Source organism: Streptomyces sp. NPDC057697 (assembly GCF_042799335.1).
Lineage (GTDB): Bacteria > Actinomycetota > Actinomycetes > Streptomycetales > Streptomycetaceae > Streptomyces.
This window is the reverse complement of the sequence record NZ_JBHVJA010000024.1, coordinates 45153-60892: the sequence shown is the minus strand read 5'-3', so window position 1 is coordinate 60892 and position 15740 is coordinate 45153. Positions and strand designations below refer to the sequence as shown.

Below are 15740 nucleotides of genomic sequence, written 5' to 3'. Positions count from 1 at the left end.
CACCACCACACACCAACGCCCCGTACAACCCCGTCACACCCGCATCGAACGACACCGACGCATGCAACACCGTCAGCCCCGCAACCTCCGGATACACCTCCACACACCGCACCACATAATTGACCAACCCCCCCTGCGTCACCACCACACCCTTGGGCCGCCCCGTCGAACCCGACGTATAAATCACATACGCAGGATGCTCCGGACGATGACCCACACGCACCGGATCCACCACCGGCATCCCCGACAGAACCCCACCCACCGCCGGGTCATCCAGAACAACCCGCCGCACACCCGCATCCGCACCCAGACCGGCACCCGCCGCACTGGTCGTGATCAACGCCATCGGACGACTGTCGGCCAGCGTCGCCACCAACCGCTCCACCGGATAATCCGGATCCAGCGGCAGATACGCCGCCCCCGCCTTCATCACCGCCAGCAACGACACCACCAGATCCACCGACCGCGGCAGACACACCGCAACCAGATCCTCCGGACCCACCCCCTCACCCACCAGCAGATGCGCCAGACGATTCGCCCGCGCGTTCAACTCCGCATACGACACACTCTCGCCCGCACACCCCACCGCAACCGCACCAGGCGACCGAACCACCTGCGCCTCGAACAACTCCGGCAACGTCACCGCCGGAACCTCACGCGCCGTGTCGTTCCACCCCGACACCACCAACGCACGCTCACACTCACCCAACACCTCGACCCGACCGACCGGGGTGTCGGGTGTGGCCTCGGCCATCGCGATCAGGGCGTTCCGGAAGTGCTCGACCTTGCTGCGGTTGGACGCGCTGTCGTAGAGCTCGGGGTTCGCGTCCGAGGCGATGCCGATCTGGCCGTCGGAGGAGTTGTCGTAGAGCGACAGCGAGAAGTCGTTGAAGTGGCCGCCGCCCAGGGGCTTCAGCTGTACGGAGCACTCCCCCAGGGCGAGGTCGTAGTCGAACGGCATGGCGCTCACGACGAGGCTGAAGAGGTTGCCGCGTCCGACCAGCTTCAGGTCCCTGAGGACGTCCTCGTAGCGGTACCGCTGGTGGCGCAGCGCGGTCCGGATGGACGATCCCACGCGGCGGACCAGTTCCTGGAGGGTGAGGTCGTCCGACACGGCCACGCGGATCGGCAGCATGTTCGCCGCCATGCCCGGGACGTCGATCTCCTTGCGGGTCCGGCCGAGGACGGGGACGCCGATGACGACGTCCTCCGCGCCGGTCACGCGGTGGAAGTAGAGGACGGCGCCGGCGATGGCGAGCCCCGACACCGTTGTCCGGAGTTTCCGTGCGGAGCGGCGGAGGTTCGCGGAGGTTTCGGTGTCGATGGTCTCGACGTGCCGGGTGAGGGCGTGCGGGGTGCCGGTGGGCGGTCGGCCGCCGCTGAGGCTCGGCATGTCGGGGCGGCCGGCCAGTGTCTCGGTCCAGTACGCGCGGTCCTCGGTGTAGTGCTCCGAGGCGCGGTATTCGGTGTCCGTGTCCAGCAGGGTGGCCAGTGCGGCGGTCGTCTGCTCGGGTGCGGGGGCGCCGGTCACGAGGGCGGTGTAGCGGGCGGCGACGTGGGAGCTGACGATCGCCCCGCTGAATCCGTCGGCGGCGATGTGGTGGGCGCGTTGGTACCAGAAGTAGCGCTCGGTCCCGACGCGGAAGAGGGCGTGGGTGAAGAGGCGGTCGCCGTCCAGCCGCATCGGCCGGGCCATGTCGGTGTGCATCCAGGCTTCGGCGGTGGCGACCGGGTCGTCCTCGTCGCGGACGTCGAAGGTGTGCAGGGGCCAGTCGTCCGTGACGGCCACGTACTGCCGCAGCGACGTCCCGGAGCCGGTGAAGCGCGCGTGGAGGGGTTCGGTGCGGCGGATGACCTCCCGCAGGGCGGACTCGAACAGCCGTGTGTCCAGGTCGCCCGTGATCTCCAGGTACTGGGCGACGCTGTAGATGGGGTTGTCCGGGTCGATCTGCTGAGCGTTCCAGATGCCTCGCTGCGCGGCAGAGAGCTCCTTGTGGACGGCGCCGACTTCTGACGTGCTCATACCGCTCCATCATCCCGTTGATAAAGAGTTTTCACGCATGCGTGAGTGCAGGGCTGGGGATTGTCCGTCCCTGAGAACCTCCGCGTGGGAGGTGGGCGTGGCCGAAGTGCGCACGATTACCGAAGGGCATGGGCCGCTTGGCTCTACGAAGAACGCACAATCCGCGAGGGACGCACAATAGTTGTGGTGAGGCGGCGCATCCGGGCCGCAAGGAATTCGATATCAGCTGTGCCGGAATCCGGCAAAGGGATTAATGGGCGCCGTGCGGGCCGGCCGTCGCGGACATTCCGAAAGAGGGCTTTTGTGACGGACGTCCGGGAAGGCCGATTCCCGGAACTCGCCCCGTCCGGTTGCGGCTCGATGTGGATGGCTCTTCGCACCGATGGAGCGGAACGGCGGATTCCGCCGAAGCGCAGCGCTCCCGGGTGCGGAGCATCTGTCCACTGCCCTCAACAAGACATGCCAAATTTGCTCGTGCACACATAGCTTCCCCCGTGTAGCTGTCGTGTTCGCCGTACAGAACAACACGTCATGAACAACGCGTGACGGTGGCCCATATCACTCTTGACCTACATAAGTGGCAAGATTCAGGCAAGTTCTGAGCAGGCGTCAGGCCAGTTAAGTTGATCGCATCGGCGCATGCAATGTGATCTAGATCATAGGAAAGCCCCTGGTGCGACGTCTATGTTGTCCACTGCACGCATGCGAACGTACATGCGGCAAGCGGGGGACAACGGGGGGAGTACGGCCATTTTTCGGTTCCTTTTCACCAGGGTTGACATCAGACAATCTTTTTGAGATTGCCTCGCCCGAGCGCGTGTTCCAGACTCTTCTGGCACGGCTTCGACGGTGATCAAGTGTGCTGCTCGGTGAGCGGGCGTTCGGCCGGCGCGGGAACGCGTGTGACGATGCACGGCCGAGTGTCTCTGCCCTAGCTGGAACTACTCTCACTCCATAGGTCGGCGAAGGAATCATTCAGCGCCGTTTTCCCTTTTTGCATACCGATGTCATCCCGCCATTCGGGCGTGATGTCCGGTGTGCCCGTCGAGTTCGCGCCGCGGCATGCAAGAGGCCGGGGGCGCAGACCTCCCGCAATGTGCAGGCGCCTGTTCGCGCTAAATCGGTGGACAGGTGTGTGCCCTATGGCGAGAACATCGTTCGATACGAAAGGAAAGCGCTCCGTGGACCCTGCTTGTCCCTACTTGCTCGTGTGCGCCGGCTGCGATTGGCGGAGTTCCGACGACGGGCTCTGCATGAGCTGTCCGCGATGCGGGGACGACACCCTGCTGCGTACGGAGTACATGGCGAAGCAGTTCACCGTCGCGCCGGAGAAGTCCGGGATCTTCCGCTACGGATGGCTTCCGGTCCGGCGTGAGATCGACGGTTCCAGTCGGCCCGTGGTCTATCGCAGTGAAGGGCTGGGGAGAGCGCTCGGTCTGACGGATCTGTGGATCTCCTTCAGTGGGTACTGGCCCGAGCGGGGCTGCCGCATGGTGTCGGGTTCCTTCAAGGAGCTGGAGGCCTTCGCGGTGCTGGGGCGCACTCCCCAGCGGTCCGGTGTGATGGTGGTCGCGTCGGCGGGCAACACCGCGGCGGCCTTCGCCGCCGCCGGGGGCGAAGGCGTTCCGCGCCTGCTCCTCGTGCCCGGCCAGGCGCTGCCCGTGGTGCTGGCCGCGGCCGGCGGACCCTCGACGGACCTCCAGGTGGTGGCGGTCGAGGACGCCACCTACAACGATGTCATCGGCTTCAGCCGGAAGGTCGTCGCCTCCGCCCCCGAGTTCTTCGCCGAAGGAGGCGTCCGCAACGTCGGCCGCCGGGACGGCCTGGGCGTGGTCGCGCTGGCCGCCTTCGAGGAGATGGGTACGCTCCCCGAGTTCTACTTCCAGGCGGTGGGCAGCGGCGCCGGAGCGATCGCCACCCATGAGGCGTGCGAGCGCATCATCGCGTCCGGCTCGGCCGACGGTCAGTCAGTCCCGCGGATGCTCCTGTGCCAGAACGCCGACTACCCGCCGCTGAGCCGGGCGTGGAAGCGGGAACCCGAACTCGGTGACGCCGAGGCGCCGCTGGACCTCTACGCGCCGGAGCTGGCCAACGCGACCCCTCCCTACCTCGTCGACGGCGGTGTCCGGGACATCCTGCGGTCGAGCGCGGGCGACATGCTGGTCGCCGACCGCACCGAGGCGGCGGCCGCTCGGGCGATGTTCGAAGAGCTGGAGGGCATCGACATCGAGCCGGCCCCCGCGGTCGCCGTGGCGGCGCTGCGCGACGCCGTACGGGCGAAGCTGCTGCCGCCCGACGCGAAGTGCCTGCTCAATGTGACCGGTGGCGGCCGCAAGAAGCTGGGCACCGACACCACGGCCGGGGAGCCGCGGGTCTGGCTGGTCAAGAAGACCGACTCGCCCGACGAGGTCGCGGCCAGGGTGCTGGACGCCTTCGCGTCCGGCAACAGGCCGCACACCCTCGCCCCCGCGGGCTAGCGCGAATGTCGTCAGAAGGGAACCAGGAACCGTGAGCAACCCGGCCGTGGAACGCGCGTGCGTACAGCTGGACGTGCGGGAGCTGCACGACTCGCTGAACTCCCCGGTGAGCGCGTCCATGAACTTCCTCAACGAGGTGGCGCAGGAGTACCCGGACGCCGTGTCCTTCGCCGCGGGCCGTCCGTTCGAGGGCTACTTCGACCTCGACGACGTCCACCGCCACCTCGACGTCTACCGCCGGTACCTGTCCGAGCGGTTCGACGGCGACGAGGCACGGGTCCGGCGCACCGTCATGCAGTACGGGCGCACCAAGGGTGTGATCCACGAGCTGGTCGCGGCCCACCTGGCCGTCGACGAGGGCATCACGGTGGACGCGGAGTCCATCGTGGTCACGGTGGGCTGCCAGGAGGCGCTCTATCTGACGCTCCGGGCCCTGCGGGCCACCCCCGAGGACGTACTGCTGGCGGTGTCGCCCTGCTATGTCGGGGTGCACGGGGCGGCGCAGCTCGTGGACATGCCGCTGTTGCCGGTCGAGGAGTCCCCGACCGGTGTCGACCTCGACGACCTCGCCGCCGTGGTGCGCAGGGCGAGGGCGGACGGTCTGCGCCCGCGGGCCCTGTACCTGGTGCCGGACTTCGCCAACCCCACCGGGGTGCGGATGAGCGAGGCGGAGCGGCTGCGGACCCTGCGGGCCGCCTCCGAGCTGGGTCTCCTGGTGCTGGAGGACAATCCGTACGGTCTGCTCGGTGACGACGGGCCGCCGACGATGAAGGCCCTCGACACCGAGGGGCGCGTCGTCTACCTGGGCTCGTTCGCCAAGACCGGGCTGCCGGGTGCCCGGGTCGGGTACGCCGTCGCGGACCAGCGGGTGGTCGACGCGCGGGGCGATACCGGTCTGCTGGCCGACGAACTGGCGAAGATCAAGAGCATGACGACGGTGAACACCTCGCCGATCGCGCAGGCCGTCATCGCCGGAAAGCTGCTGGAGAACGGGAACAGCCTGCGGGCGGCCAACGTCCGTGAGCGGGAGACGTACCGGGGGAACCTCCGGCTGATGCTGGACGGCCTGGCCGCGCGCTTCGGCGACGGGCAGGTGCCGGGCGTGTCCTGGAACAGCCCGGACGGCGGGTTCTTCCTGCTGCTGACGGTTCCGTTCGCCACGAGCGACGAGCTGCTGGAGTTCAGCGCCGGGAAGCACCAGGTGCTGTGGACTCCGCTGCACCACTTCTACGCGGGTTCCGAGCCGCGCCGGGTGATGCGGCTGTCCTTCAGCCATCTGCTTCCCGCGGAGATCGACGAGGGGCTGGACCGGCTCGCCGGTTTCGTCCGGGAGCAGGCGGAGGCCCCCTGACACGAGGCCGGCGCCCGCTCCACCGCCGTGGGCGCCGGGGCCCATCGACACCGAGGCCGAGAGGAATGACGTGCGCCCAGCACAGCAGTGGTTACGAGTAGTGAAGCCGTCGGCGAACCCGCGGACGCGCATCGTCTGTTTCCCGCATGCCGGTGGTACGGCGGGCTTCTACCAGCCGTGGGGGCCGCTCGTCCCCGACGACGTGGAGTTGCGCGCGGTGCGGTACCCGGGGCGGGAGGACCGGCTGGTCGATCCGCTCGCGGAGACGATGGAGGCCCTGGTGGCGCCGGCGGTAGCGGAGTGCCTGCCGCTGCTGGACCGGCCGTTGGCGCTCTTCGGCCACAGCATGGGCGCGTCGGTCGCCTTCGAGGTCGCCAGGCGGCTGTACGAGGTGCACGGCGCCCGGGTCGCGGGGCTGTTCGTCTCCGGACGGTCCGGCCCGGGGCGGGAGTCCATCCCGGAGCGGGCCCACTCGACCGCTTCCGACGCCGAACTCATCCAGCACCTCAAGGAGTTGGGCGGTACGGACGCGGCCGCGCTGGACCATCCGGACCTGCTGGAGCTGGTCCTTCCCGCCATCCGCGCCGACTACCGGATCGTGGAGGAGTACCGGGCCGCGCGCACCGGGGCCGTTCTGGACACGCCCGTCGTCGCGTACTACGGCGATGACGACGAGGAGGTCGACGCCGGTTCGGTGGCGGCCTGGGCGTCCGTGACCCGTGCCCGCTTCACCGCACGGTCCTTCGAGGGCGGGCACTTCTACCTCTCCGACCACCGGGCCGGGCTGTTGCGGGATGTGCTCTCCCGCATCGGTGCGCCGGCCGCCACCTGAACCGACGGGCCGTCATCCCGCGGACCGTCAGCCCACACAGCAAAGGACACGACAGTGACGAACCCGTTCGAGAACAACAACGCCCCGTACTTCGTGCTGCGCAACGCGGAGGGCCAGCACTCGCTGTGGCCCGCCTCCGTGGACGTGCCCGAGGGCTGGGACACCGTCTTCGGCGAGGCAGGCCGCCAGGAGTGCCTGGACTACGTGGAGGGCTCCTGGACCGACATGCGGCCCAAGAGCCTGGCCGACGCCATGGCCGACAGCTGACCGTCGGCGTTCCCGCATGCCTCGCCCGGAGGCACCGGCCCCCGGGCGGGAAGGCGTACGGCCGACGTCCCGCGTTCGGTTCCCGAGCCGGGACGTCGGCCCCGCACCGGCGTCGCACCGCGACATTTCTGAGGAGAGAAACACATGAGTGAGTTTGCAGTTTACGGCGATCTCGGCATCGACTACGTCGAGCTCGGTGTGGAAGACCTCGACGCGAGCACGGCCGCCTGGGTCGAGCAGTACGCGTTCCAGGTGGTGGCCCGTGAGGTCTCCACCGGGAACGGCCTCAGGAGCGTCGCCCTCGCCCAGGGAGGCATCACACTCGTCCTGACCGAGAGCCGGGCGCAGGACCATCCCGTCGGCGCGTACACCCGGCGCCACGGCGACGGGGTGGCCGACATCGCCGTACGGGTGCCCGATGTGGGCGCGGCCTTCGCCGAGGCCGTCCGGCGCGGGGCGCGGCCGGTGGCCGCTCCGGCGCCGCATCCGGCGGGCGGGCGGACCGCGACCGTCAGCGGCTTCGGGGACGTCGTGCACACCCTGGTCCCGGACGGCGGCCCGGGGCCGACGCTGCCCCGGGGGCTGGTCGCCGATCCGGCCGCGCTGGAGGCGGCGCGTGCCGTCACGCCGTCCGTCGGGCTCCAGGAGATCGACCACTTCGCGGTCTGTGTGAACGCGGGCGAGCTCCAGCCGACCGTGGACTACTACTGCGAGGTGCTGGGCTTCGACGCGGTCTTCGAGGAGCACATCGTCATCGGTGCCCAGGCGATGAACTCCAAGGTCGTCCAGAACGCCTCGAAGTCGGTGACCTTCACCGTCATCGAGCCGGACGTCACCGCCGAACCCGGGCAGATCGACGAGTTCCTCGCCCGTCACGACGGTTCCGGCGTGCAGCACATCGCGTTCTCGGTGGAGGACGCCGTGCGCTCCGTCGGCGCGCTGTCGGCGCGCGGGGTGCAGTTCCTGGACACGCCCGGCTCCTACTACGACCTGCTGGGTGAGCGGGTGTCGCCCAAGAACCATCCGATGGACGACCTGCGCAGGTGGAACCTCCTGGTGGACGAGGACCACGCGGGCCAGCTGTTCCAGATATTCACCCGCTCCTCGCACCCCCGCCGTTCCCTCTTCTTCGAGGTCATCGAGCGTCTGGGCGCGGAGACCTTCGGCAGCTCCAACATCAAGGCGCTGTACGAGGCGGTCGAGCTGGAGCGGTCCAGGCAGGGCGGTACCGCGCGGTGACCACCTCCTCCTCGTACTCCTCCGTCTCCGGGCCGGTCCGGGAGGAGGCGGCCGCCCGGTGGCAGTCCGAGCCCGCCTGTCTGCGGGATCTGGAGCGGGCGGCCGCCGCGGTCCTGCCCCCCGACGTCTGGGACTTCATCACGGGCGGCAGCGGTACGGAGTCCTCGCTCCGCGCCAACCTGGCGTCCTTCGAGCAGCTCCATCTGGTGCCGCGCGTCCTGCGGGACGTCGCCGGGTGTTCGACGGCCTCCCCGCTGCTGGGCCGGGCGGCCTCGGCTCCGCTGGCCGTCGCGCCCATGGCCTACCACCGGCTGGTCCATCCGGACGGCGAACCGGCCGTGGCCCGCGCGGCCCGGGACGCCGGGGTGCCGTTCGTCACCGGGACGCTGAGCAGTTGTCCGCTGGAGGAGATCGCCGCCCAGGGCGGTCGTCTGTGGCTGCAGCTCTACTGGCTCAACGACGAGGCCCGGCTGTTCGACCTCGTGGACCGGGCCGAGGCGGCCGGCTGCGAGGCGCTGATGCTGACCGTGGACCTGCCGTGGATGGGGCGCCGCCTGCGCGACGTCCGCAACCGGTTCGTCCTCCCGCCGGACGTCCAGGCCCCGCACCTCGGTGACGGCGCCGCGTCCCGGGCCCATGCCCACCGGTCCCGGACCTCCGCGGTCGCGGAGCACACCAGGGCGTTCATGACGGCATCGCTCTCCTGGGAACACATCGAACGGCTCCGCGAGCGCACCGGCCTCCGGCTGATCCTCAAGGGGGTCCTCGACCCCGGCGACGCGCGGCAGGCGGCGGAGCGGGGCATCGACGCGATCGTCGTCTCCAACCACGGAGGGCGCCAACTCGACGGTGCGGTACCGCCGATGGCGGTGCTTCCGGAGATCCGGGACGCCGTGGACGACCGCTGCGAGATCCTGGTCGACGGCGGGGTGCGCACCGGCAGCGACATCGTCAAGGCCGTGGCGCTCGGCGCCTCCGGCGCCCTCGTCGGGCGACCCGTCCTCTGGGGGCTCGCCACGAACGGCCAGGCCGGAGTCGGCGACGTCCTGCGCATGCTGGCCGAGGAGCTGCGGGACGCGCTCGGGCTGGCCGGCTGCGCCTCGGTCGAGGCCGCGCGCTCCTTGCGCGTGGTCACCTCCACGCCTTTCCGGACGGTGTCCGCGCCGCGCGGGTAGCTCCCGGGAAAGGCCGCCGCTCCCACCCGATCCGACGCTCCGAGCGCCGTCAGTCTGAGGACCACTCCATGGATTTTGCGCTCCCGTTCCCCTCCGACCACCCCCTCTCCCACGGCTCGGGCCGCGCCACCACGAAGGCCGCGCCCGCGCCCCTGCATCTGCTGCGCCGGCCGGCCACCGCCGAGGGCTTCGTCCTGGACGCCACCGCGCCCGAGGAGCAGTGCTTCGTCCTGTCCACGGAACTGCCGGACGAGCACGACCTGTTCACCGACGGGCCGGGCATCTTCCACGATGTGCTGTTCCCTGCGGAAACGATGCATCAGGCGGCGCACTTCGTCGCCCAGCAGTACTTCCGGGTGCCCGGCAACCGGCCCGGGGCCTTCGCCTCCAGCAGCACCGACATCCTCGACCTCACCCCGTGGCGCCGCACCGGCCGCGCCGCCCATCTGGCCATGGACCTCACCCTCACCCCGAGCGACGTGGTCAACGGCGTCCCGCGCTGTCTGGAATCGGTGGCCAGAGTGGCCATCGACGGGGTGAGCTGCGGGCTGAACCGGACCCGGCTGGTGTTCGTCATGCCGGGGGCCCTGCAGAGCCATCGCGCGCGGGGCAGGCGCGAGAGCCTCAACGACACCTGTCCGATGGCCCCCGCCGACGCGGGCCGGTCGCTGCGCCCGGCCCGCGTCGGCCGCGACGACCCGCGCAATGTGCTGGTCGGGCCGCCGCTGCGGGTGCTGGACGGGGAGTTCATGCTGCCGGTCGACCCGGCCCCGGAGCACGAGGTCTTCCATCCGGCGGCCGGGGGGCCCATTCCGGGCTCGCTCTTCCTGGAGGCGTCCCGGCAGGCGTCCCTGCTGGTCGCCGCGGAACTGCACGGTTTCGAGCCCGGCCACGCCGTGCTGACGCACTGGCGGACCTCCTACCGGGGCCTCGGGGACACGGACCTGCCGCTCACCTGCACGGTCTCCTCCCGGCGCCCCAGCCGGGACGCCGCCGGCCGTCCCGTCGCCCGGATGCGGGTCATCTTCAGCCAGGGCAGCCGGATCGTGGCCAGCACCTCCGTCTCGCTCCTCCAGGACTGCTGACCCGGTCCGGCCAGGACACCACGTACACACCAGGACGCACGGCCGTCGGGGCCTGCTCCACCGACAGGGAGGTCAACGCGCGTTGATCGTCGAAGCGCTGCCATGTCCGAGGACCCGGGGTCCACGGCGGCCCGAAGTCACCGGGCGCGACCGGGATTCCGTCCGGCCGACCCGCGACCGGGCCCCCGGACCGTCCGTTCACCGACTCGCCCACCCCCGAACCACTCACTCGCGAACCACGTCCTTAGGAACCACCTGATGCGTTTCCGGATCCTGGGGCCGGTGTCCCTGGCCCCCCGCACGCCGTCCGCCGCCAAACCGCGCGCGCTGCTCGCGACCCTCCTGGTACGCGCCGGGGAGGTCATCTCCGCGAACAGCCTGATCGACGAACTCTGGGGAACCGAACCGCCCCGCACCGCGACCACCACCCTCCAGGTGTACGTCTCGCAGCTGCGCAAGCTGCTGGCCGAGGCCGAACACCCCCACCAGGCGACCGAGGGGCTCCTGCTCACCCGCTCGCCGGGGTACCTGCTGCGGGTGCCCGACGAGGACTTCGACCTGGCCCGCTTCGAGACCCTGCGCGTGGCGGGCCGTACCTCCTACGAGAAGGGTGAGTACGCCGACGCCTCCCGGCTGCTGCACGACGCCCTGGGGGTGTGGACCGGACCGGCGCTCTCCGGGGTGCCGCACGGCGTACGCCTGGAGAGCACCGCCATCCGCCTGGACGAGCTGCGGATGGAGGCCCTGGAGCAGCGGATCATGGCGGATCTGCGGCTCGGGCGGCACCGGGAACTCGCCGGGGAGCTGATGGCCCTGGCCACGGAACACCCCCTGCGGGAGTCGCTGCACGGCCATCTCATGGTGGTGCTCTACCGCACCGGCCGCCAGTCGGACGCCCTGCGCATCTACGCCAGGCTGCGGCGCTCGCTGGTCGAGGAGCTCGGCGTCGAACCCGGGCGCGCGGTCCGGCGGTTGCAGGACCGCATCCTGCACTCGGATCCGTCGCTGGACTGGAGACCACCCGGACCGGGCTGCGCGGCCGTCGCCCCGTCCGCCGGGCCGCTGCGGGGGCTGCCTGTCGAGACGACCGGGTTCATCGGCCGCCACGAGGCGACCGCCTCGGCCGAACGGATGCTGCGCGGCGAGGCCGGGGGGCGCCCGGTGCGGCTGCTGACCGTGGCCGGCCGGGCCGGTGTGGGCAAGACGGCGCTGGCGGTGCGGCTGACCCGGCAGGTCGCGGACGCGTTCCCGGACGGCCAGGTGCTGCTCCGGCTGCGCGGCGCCCTCGGCCGGCAGCTGACCGCCGAGGAGGCGGCGGCGTCCTTGCTGCGGCAGCTCGGCGCGGCGGGCGACCAGGGCGCGGTGGGGCCGGTGCCGGCGGACCGCGGGCGGCTGACCGCGGCCCTCCAGGAGGCGGTGCGGGGGCGGCGGCTGCTGCTGGTCCTCGACGACGCCGGTTCGGAGGAGCAGGTGCGGCCGCTGCTGTCGGCGGTCGGGGACTGCTCGGTGATCGTCACCGCCCGGCGGACGCTGTCGGCCCTGGACGGTGCCAGGCACCTCGTCCTGGAGCCGCTGCGTCCGGACGAGGCGATGGAGATGCTGCATGTCAACGGGGGCGAGCCGATGGCCGCCGACCCGGTGGCCGCCGCCGAGATCGCCGGTCTCTGCGGCTATCTGCCGCTGGCGCTGCGGGTCGCGGCGGCTTCGCTGGTCGCCCGTCCGCACAGCACCGCCGCGGACCTGGCGGCCCGGCTGCGCGACGGGCGGACCCGGTTGCAGCGGCTGCACGAGGGCGACCTCGATCTGCGGGCCTGTCTGATGACGGCGTATCTGGAGGCGAAGCCGGAGCAGCAGCGGGCCTTCCGGCTGCTGGGGCTGGCGCCCGCGTCCGATTTCGCGCTGTGGACGGCGGCGGCGCTGCTGGGTGTGTCACTGCCGGTGGCCGAGGAGCTGGTGGAGGGGCTGGTCCGGGCCCAGTTGCTGGAGACCAGGGCGCAGCCGGACGGACGGCAGGTGCGCTACGGGTTCCACGAGTTGTTGCGGGTGCTGTCCGTGCAGCTGCGCCAGGAGGAGAGCGAGGAGTCGCTGCACGAGGCGACGAAGCGCCTGTGCGGCGCCTTTCTGACGCTCTCCCGGCGTGCCGACGCGCTGCTCGCGCCCGGCAGGATCCCGTGGAGCGGGGATCCGGCGCCGGAGCCCTCGCCGTACGCCGCGGATCCGGTACTGGCCCGGTACTCGCCGCTCACCTGGTTCCGGGAGGAGGCCGCGGGGCTGGTGGAGTCGGTGCGGCTGGCGCACGCGGCCGGGCTGGGGTCCATGGTGTGGGAGCTGGCGAGCAGTGCCGCCGGGTACTTCCACACGTGTGCGGCCTGGGAGGAGTGGGAGGAGACCCATCGGCGGGCGCTGGACACGGCGCGCCGGGCGGGTTCGCAGGCGGCGGAGGCGGCGGTGCTGCGTTCGCTGGGTGATCTCGCCTGGCAGCGGAGCGAGGCGGACCGGGCGCTCGGCCGGTACGACGAGGCCCGGCGGCTGTTCGGTCTGGTCGGTGACCAGCTGGGCGCGGCGCGCTGCCGGATCGGTGAGGCCGATGTGCTGCTCGGTCAGGGCCGTCTGCCGGCCGCCGCGAGACGGTACGGCAGAGCACTGGCGGTCTGTTCGGCCGGCCACGACCTGCGGGGGGTCGTGGGCGCGCTGAGCGGTCTGGCGTTGGTGGATCTGCGGCAGGGGCTGCCTCGGGACGCCTTGCGGCAGCTCGCGGAGTGCGGGCGGGCGGCGCGGCGGCTCGGTGACCGCCGGTGGGCGGAGTACGCGCGCCGCACGGCGGAACGGATCACCGCTCCGCAGGGGCGGGTGGCGGCCGTGGAGGTCGGGCCGGGCATGTGGCTGCTCGACCCGGGCCGGCTGTCGTTCGCTCCGGCGGCCGCGGACCGCCCTGTCGGGGTCCCCGACCGGCGGTTGCCGCAGCGGCTCTGATCTCCGGCCGGTCGCGCGGCGGGGCGCCCGTCAGGGTGGTTGCCCGCCGCGCGGCCGTGGTGCCTGCCTCAGCCGGTCCGGGGTGTCCGTCGTCCGGCGAGGCGCGCGCGGAGCAGGGAGAGGACGAGCCAGCGGCGCATCGCGCCGACGTGCTCCGGGGAGCCGTGGACGTCGTCGAACACCTTGAACCGGGCCTGTGGCAGCAGCAGGGCGAGCAGGCGGTGTTCGGACTGCGGGATGATCTCGTCGCGCGAGCTGGCGACGTATCCGACGGGGATGTCCAGTGAGCCGAGCAGGGACGGGGTGAGCGGGAAGTCGGCCAGTACGTCGCGGAGTTCGTCGTCGTCTCCGGTACGGGTGAGCCGGCGCAGGGTCTCCACGGTGATCCTGGGCACCTTCGACCACCAGGCGGGATCGGTGAAGAACGCGGAGACGGGGGCCCCGACCGTGTGGATGCTGCGGATGCGGGGGTCCTCGGCGGCGGCGCGCAGGGCCAGGTGTCCGCTGAAGCTGAGGGCGAGCATGGCGGTCCCGGTGACCCGTGCCCGGTCCGCGAGTGCGTCGAGCAGACGGGGCAGCAGGCGCCAGGAGTCGGCCCGGTACGGGAGGGTGTTCTCGCCGACCCCGGGCATCTCGGTGGCCACGGCGGCGAAGCCGAGCCGGGCGAACAGCGGGAGCAGGGGCGCCCATTGTTCCTTGACGCTGACGATGCCGCCCATGATCACGAGCAGGGGCCGTGGCCGGTCGGCGGAGAGTCCGGCCGCCCAGGCGGCCAGGGTGCCGTCCGGGTGGTCGAACTCCAGCCGTTCGATGCCGTTCCCGCCGTCGCGCCGCCAGGTGTCGAAGGCTTCGACGCAGCGTTGCTGGGCGGGCAGCCGGTCCTCGTCGCCGTGGTGGGGGAAGCGGGCGAGCGCGTAGTGGCGGCAGGCGTCGAGCGGCCGGCCGCCCTGCGTCAGGGCGTCGCCCTCGGCGGTCCACACCTGTGCCCAGGAGTGGGGGTCGCCGGGGCGGTCTCCGGTGATCCGGGACAGTACGGCCTGGACGTGCTGCTCCGTCAGGCCCTGGCCGCGTCCGTGCAGCCGGGCGAACTCCTTGAGTTCTGCCAGATGGTCCATGGTGCGTCCGTCTCGGAGTGGGCGGGTGGCGGGCGGGTGCGGTGCGCGGGGCCGTGCCGGGTGCGGGGCAGGGCAACCCGGCACGGCGCCCGTCGGAACGATGGTGCGGGTGGGGGCTTAAGCCGTCCTTGCAGCCGTCGTCCCGTCCGTGGCCCGGTGTTCGGCGCGGCGGCCGGTTCCGGGGCTTTCGGGGCCGTCGTCGAAGGTCTCCATGGTCTGCTTGAGGTCGGCGAGGACGTCGGCGGCGGCCGCGCCGTCGATGACCCGGTGGTCGAAGGTGAGGCCGAGCCGCATCAGCGGGGCCGCCACGATCCGGCCGTCGCGGACGACGGGGCGCTCCAGCACCTGTCCGGCGTTGAGCGTCACCGCGGTGCCGCCGCCCGCGTGGAAGCCGTCGACCGGCCGGTGCCCGAGCGAGCTGATCGCGACGGTGCCGAGCACGGTGGGGCGGCGGTACGGGTTGCGCAGTGCGGCGGCGAAGGCCGTCCGGCCGAGCGGGACCGGCAGCCGGCCCAGCATCCGTACGCCGCGGAATTCGGGGAGATCGGCGGCGGCCGGGGTCCGGTAGCGGTCGATCCGTTCCTGGATGGCGGGCAGGCCCGCGCTCTCCAGGCCGGGCAGCAGGGCGGAGAGCACGGTGCGTTCGCCGTCCACGGTGCGGTCGAGGGCGAGTTTGGCGGTGACGCCGGTGAAGCGGACCGTTCGGGGGCCGCGCAGGCCGAGCCGGCCCGGGGCCAGTACGGCGTTGGCCTCGGGGTGGCGGTCCAGTACGCGGCCGGCGGAGTGCAGCAGGTAGGCGACCACGGAGAAGCGCTGTCCGGATTCCCGGGCTTCGGCGCGGTGGTGCTGGACGCGGGTCATGTCGATCTCGGTGTCCAGGTGGACCAGGCGCTGGCGGGCGGCGTACTCCAGGAAGTAGAGGGTGTGCCGGCGGCGGCGTTCGGGGTGCGGGCGGGCGGTCACGGCTTGACCGCCAGCTGGTAGATCGCTTCGAGGCTGCGGACCTCGAGCACCCGTCCCACCGGGAGTTTCCGGCCGGTGGTGCGCTCAAGGGCGGTGACCAGCTTGAGCATGTAGAGGGAGTCCCACTCGGGGAGCCGGTCGAGGTCGGCGGCCAGGTCCTCGTCCGCCAGGGGGATGCCCAGTTCCTCGCGGACCAGGCGGGCGAACTCGTCGATGGTCTGCATCGGCGTTCTCCAATCG

At 71.5% G+C, this 15740-nt stretch carries 12 protein-coding genes; 8 read left to right on the top strand and 4 right to left on the bottom strand.

Translation table 11 applies throughout. The features are described from left to right. Nucleotides 1-2023, bottom strand: a 2023-nt coding sequence (locus ACFVFH_RS35130; protein ID WP_383776844.1) for a condensation domain-containing protein, incomplete at its 3' end; no start/stop codon positions are given. A 1004-nt stretch (nucleotides 2024-3027) separates the two neighbouring features. Here ACFVFH_RS35130 and ACFVFH_RS35125 point away from each other — a divergent pair. The 8 genes from ACFVFH_RS35125 to ACFVFH_RS35090 all read left to right on the top strand — a co-directional run bounded on the left by ACFVFH_RS35125 (nucleotide 3028) and on the right by ACFVFH_RS35090 (nucleotide 13422). Continuing rightward, nucleotides 3028-4500, top strand: coding sequence for a cysteate synthase (locus ACFVFH_RS35125; RefSeq protein ID WP_383776841.1), 1473 nt, complete (start codon nucleotides 3028-3030; stop codon nucleotides 4498-4500). A gap of 31 nt (nucleotides 4501-4531) precedes the next feature. Continuing rightward, nucleotides 4532-5851 carry a PLP-dependent aminotransferase family protein gene (locus ACFVFH_RS35120; RefSeq protein ID WP_383776839.1) on the top strand — a complete coding sequence of 440 codons (1320 nt, stop codon included), beginning with the start codon at nucleotides 4532-4534 and terminating at the stop codon, nucleotides 5849-5851. A 100-nt stretch (nucleotides 5852-5951) separates the two neighbouring features. Continuing rightward, the gene (locus tag ACFVFH_RS35115) at nucleotides 5952-6683 is read left to right on the top strand and encodes a thioesterase II family protein (protein WP_383776837.1); all 732 of its coding nucleotides are present in this window, start codon (nucleotides 5952-5954) and stop codon (nucleotides 6681-6683) included. Nucleotides 6684-6737: 54 nt separating this feature from the next. Continuing rightward, nucleotides 6738-6950: an MbtH family protein gene (locus ACFVFH_RS35110; protein WP_383776835.1), complete on the top strand. Its 213-nt coding sequence runs from the start codon at nucleotides 6738-6740 to the stop codon at nucleotides 6948-6950. 144 nt (nucleotides 6951-7094) lie between these two features. Continuing rightward, nucleotides 7095-8189 (top strand): 4-hydroxyphenylpyruvate dioxygenase, encoded by a 1095-nt coding sequence (gene hppD / locus ACFVFH_RS35105; RefSeq protein WP_383776833.1) that lies wholly within the window; start codon nucleotides 7095-7097, stop codon nucleotides 8187-8189. Continuing rightward, entirely contained in the window at nucleotides 8186-9364 is a 1179-nt protein-coding gene (locus tag ACFVFH_RS35100) for an alpha-hydroxy acid oxidase (protein ID WP_383776831.1), read from the top strand. Before hppD ends, ACFVFH_RS35100 begins: the two co-directional genes overlap by 4 nt. Before the next feature lie 68 nt (nucleotides 9365-9432). After that, nucleotides 9433-10449, top strand: coding sequence for an AfsA-related hotdog domain-containing protein (locus tag ACFVFH_RS35095; protein WP_383776828.1), 1017 nt, complete (start codon nucleotides 9433-9435; stop codon nucleotides 10447-10449). Nucleotides 10450-10707: 258 nt separating this feature from the next. After that, on the top strand, nucleotides 10708-13422 hold the full coding sequence (locus ACFVFH_RS35090) for a BTAD domain-containing putative transcriptional regulator (RefSeq protein ID WP_383776826.1): 2715 nt from the start codon (nucleotides 10708-10710) through the stop codon (nucleotides 13420-13422). Between the two features lie 68 nt (nucleotides 13423-13490). On the opposite strand, the gene ACFVFH_RS35085 is transcribed toward ACFVFH_RS35090, so the two are convergent. From ACFVFH_RS35085 to ACFVFH_RS35075, 3 genes are all read right to left on the bottom strand, one after another. Beyond that, nucleotides 13491-14537, bottom strand: coding sequence for an alpha/beta fold hydrolase (locus ACFVFH_RS35085; RefSeq protein ID WP_383776823.1), 1047 nt, complete (start codon nucleotides 14535-14537; stop codon nucleotides 13491-13493). A 117-nt stretch (nucleotides 14538-14654) separates the two neighbouring features. Continuing rightward, a complete protein-coding gene (locus tag ACFVFH_RS35080; RefSeq protein WP_383776820.1) occupies nucleotides 14655-15500 on the bottom strand; it encodes a 2-oxo acid dehydrogenase subunit E2 in 846 nt (281 codons plus the stop codon). Next, nucleotides 15497-15724 carry an acyl carrier protein gene (locus ACFVFH_RS35075; protein WP_361710682.1) on the bottom strand — a complete coding sequence of 76 codons (228 nt, stop codon included), beginning with the start codon at nucleotides 15722-15724 and terminating at the stop codon, nucleotides 15497-15499. The genes ACFVFH_RS35080 and ACFVFH_RS35075 overlap by 4 nt, the downstream gene beginning before the upstream one ends. Nucleotides 15725-15740 lie beyond the last annotated feature (16 nt).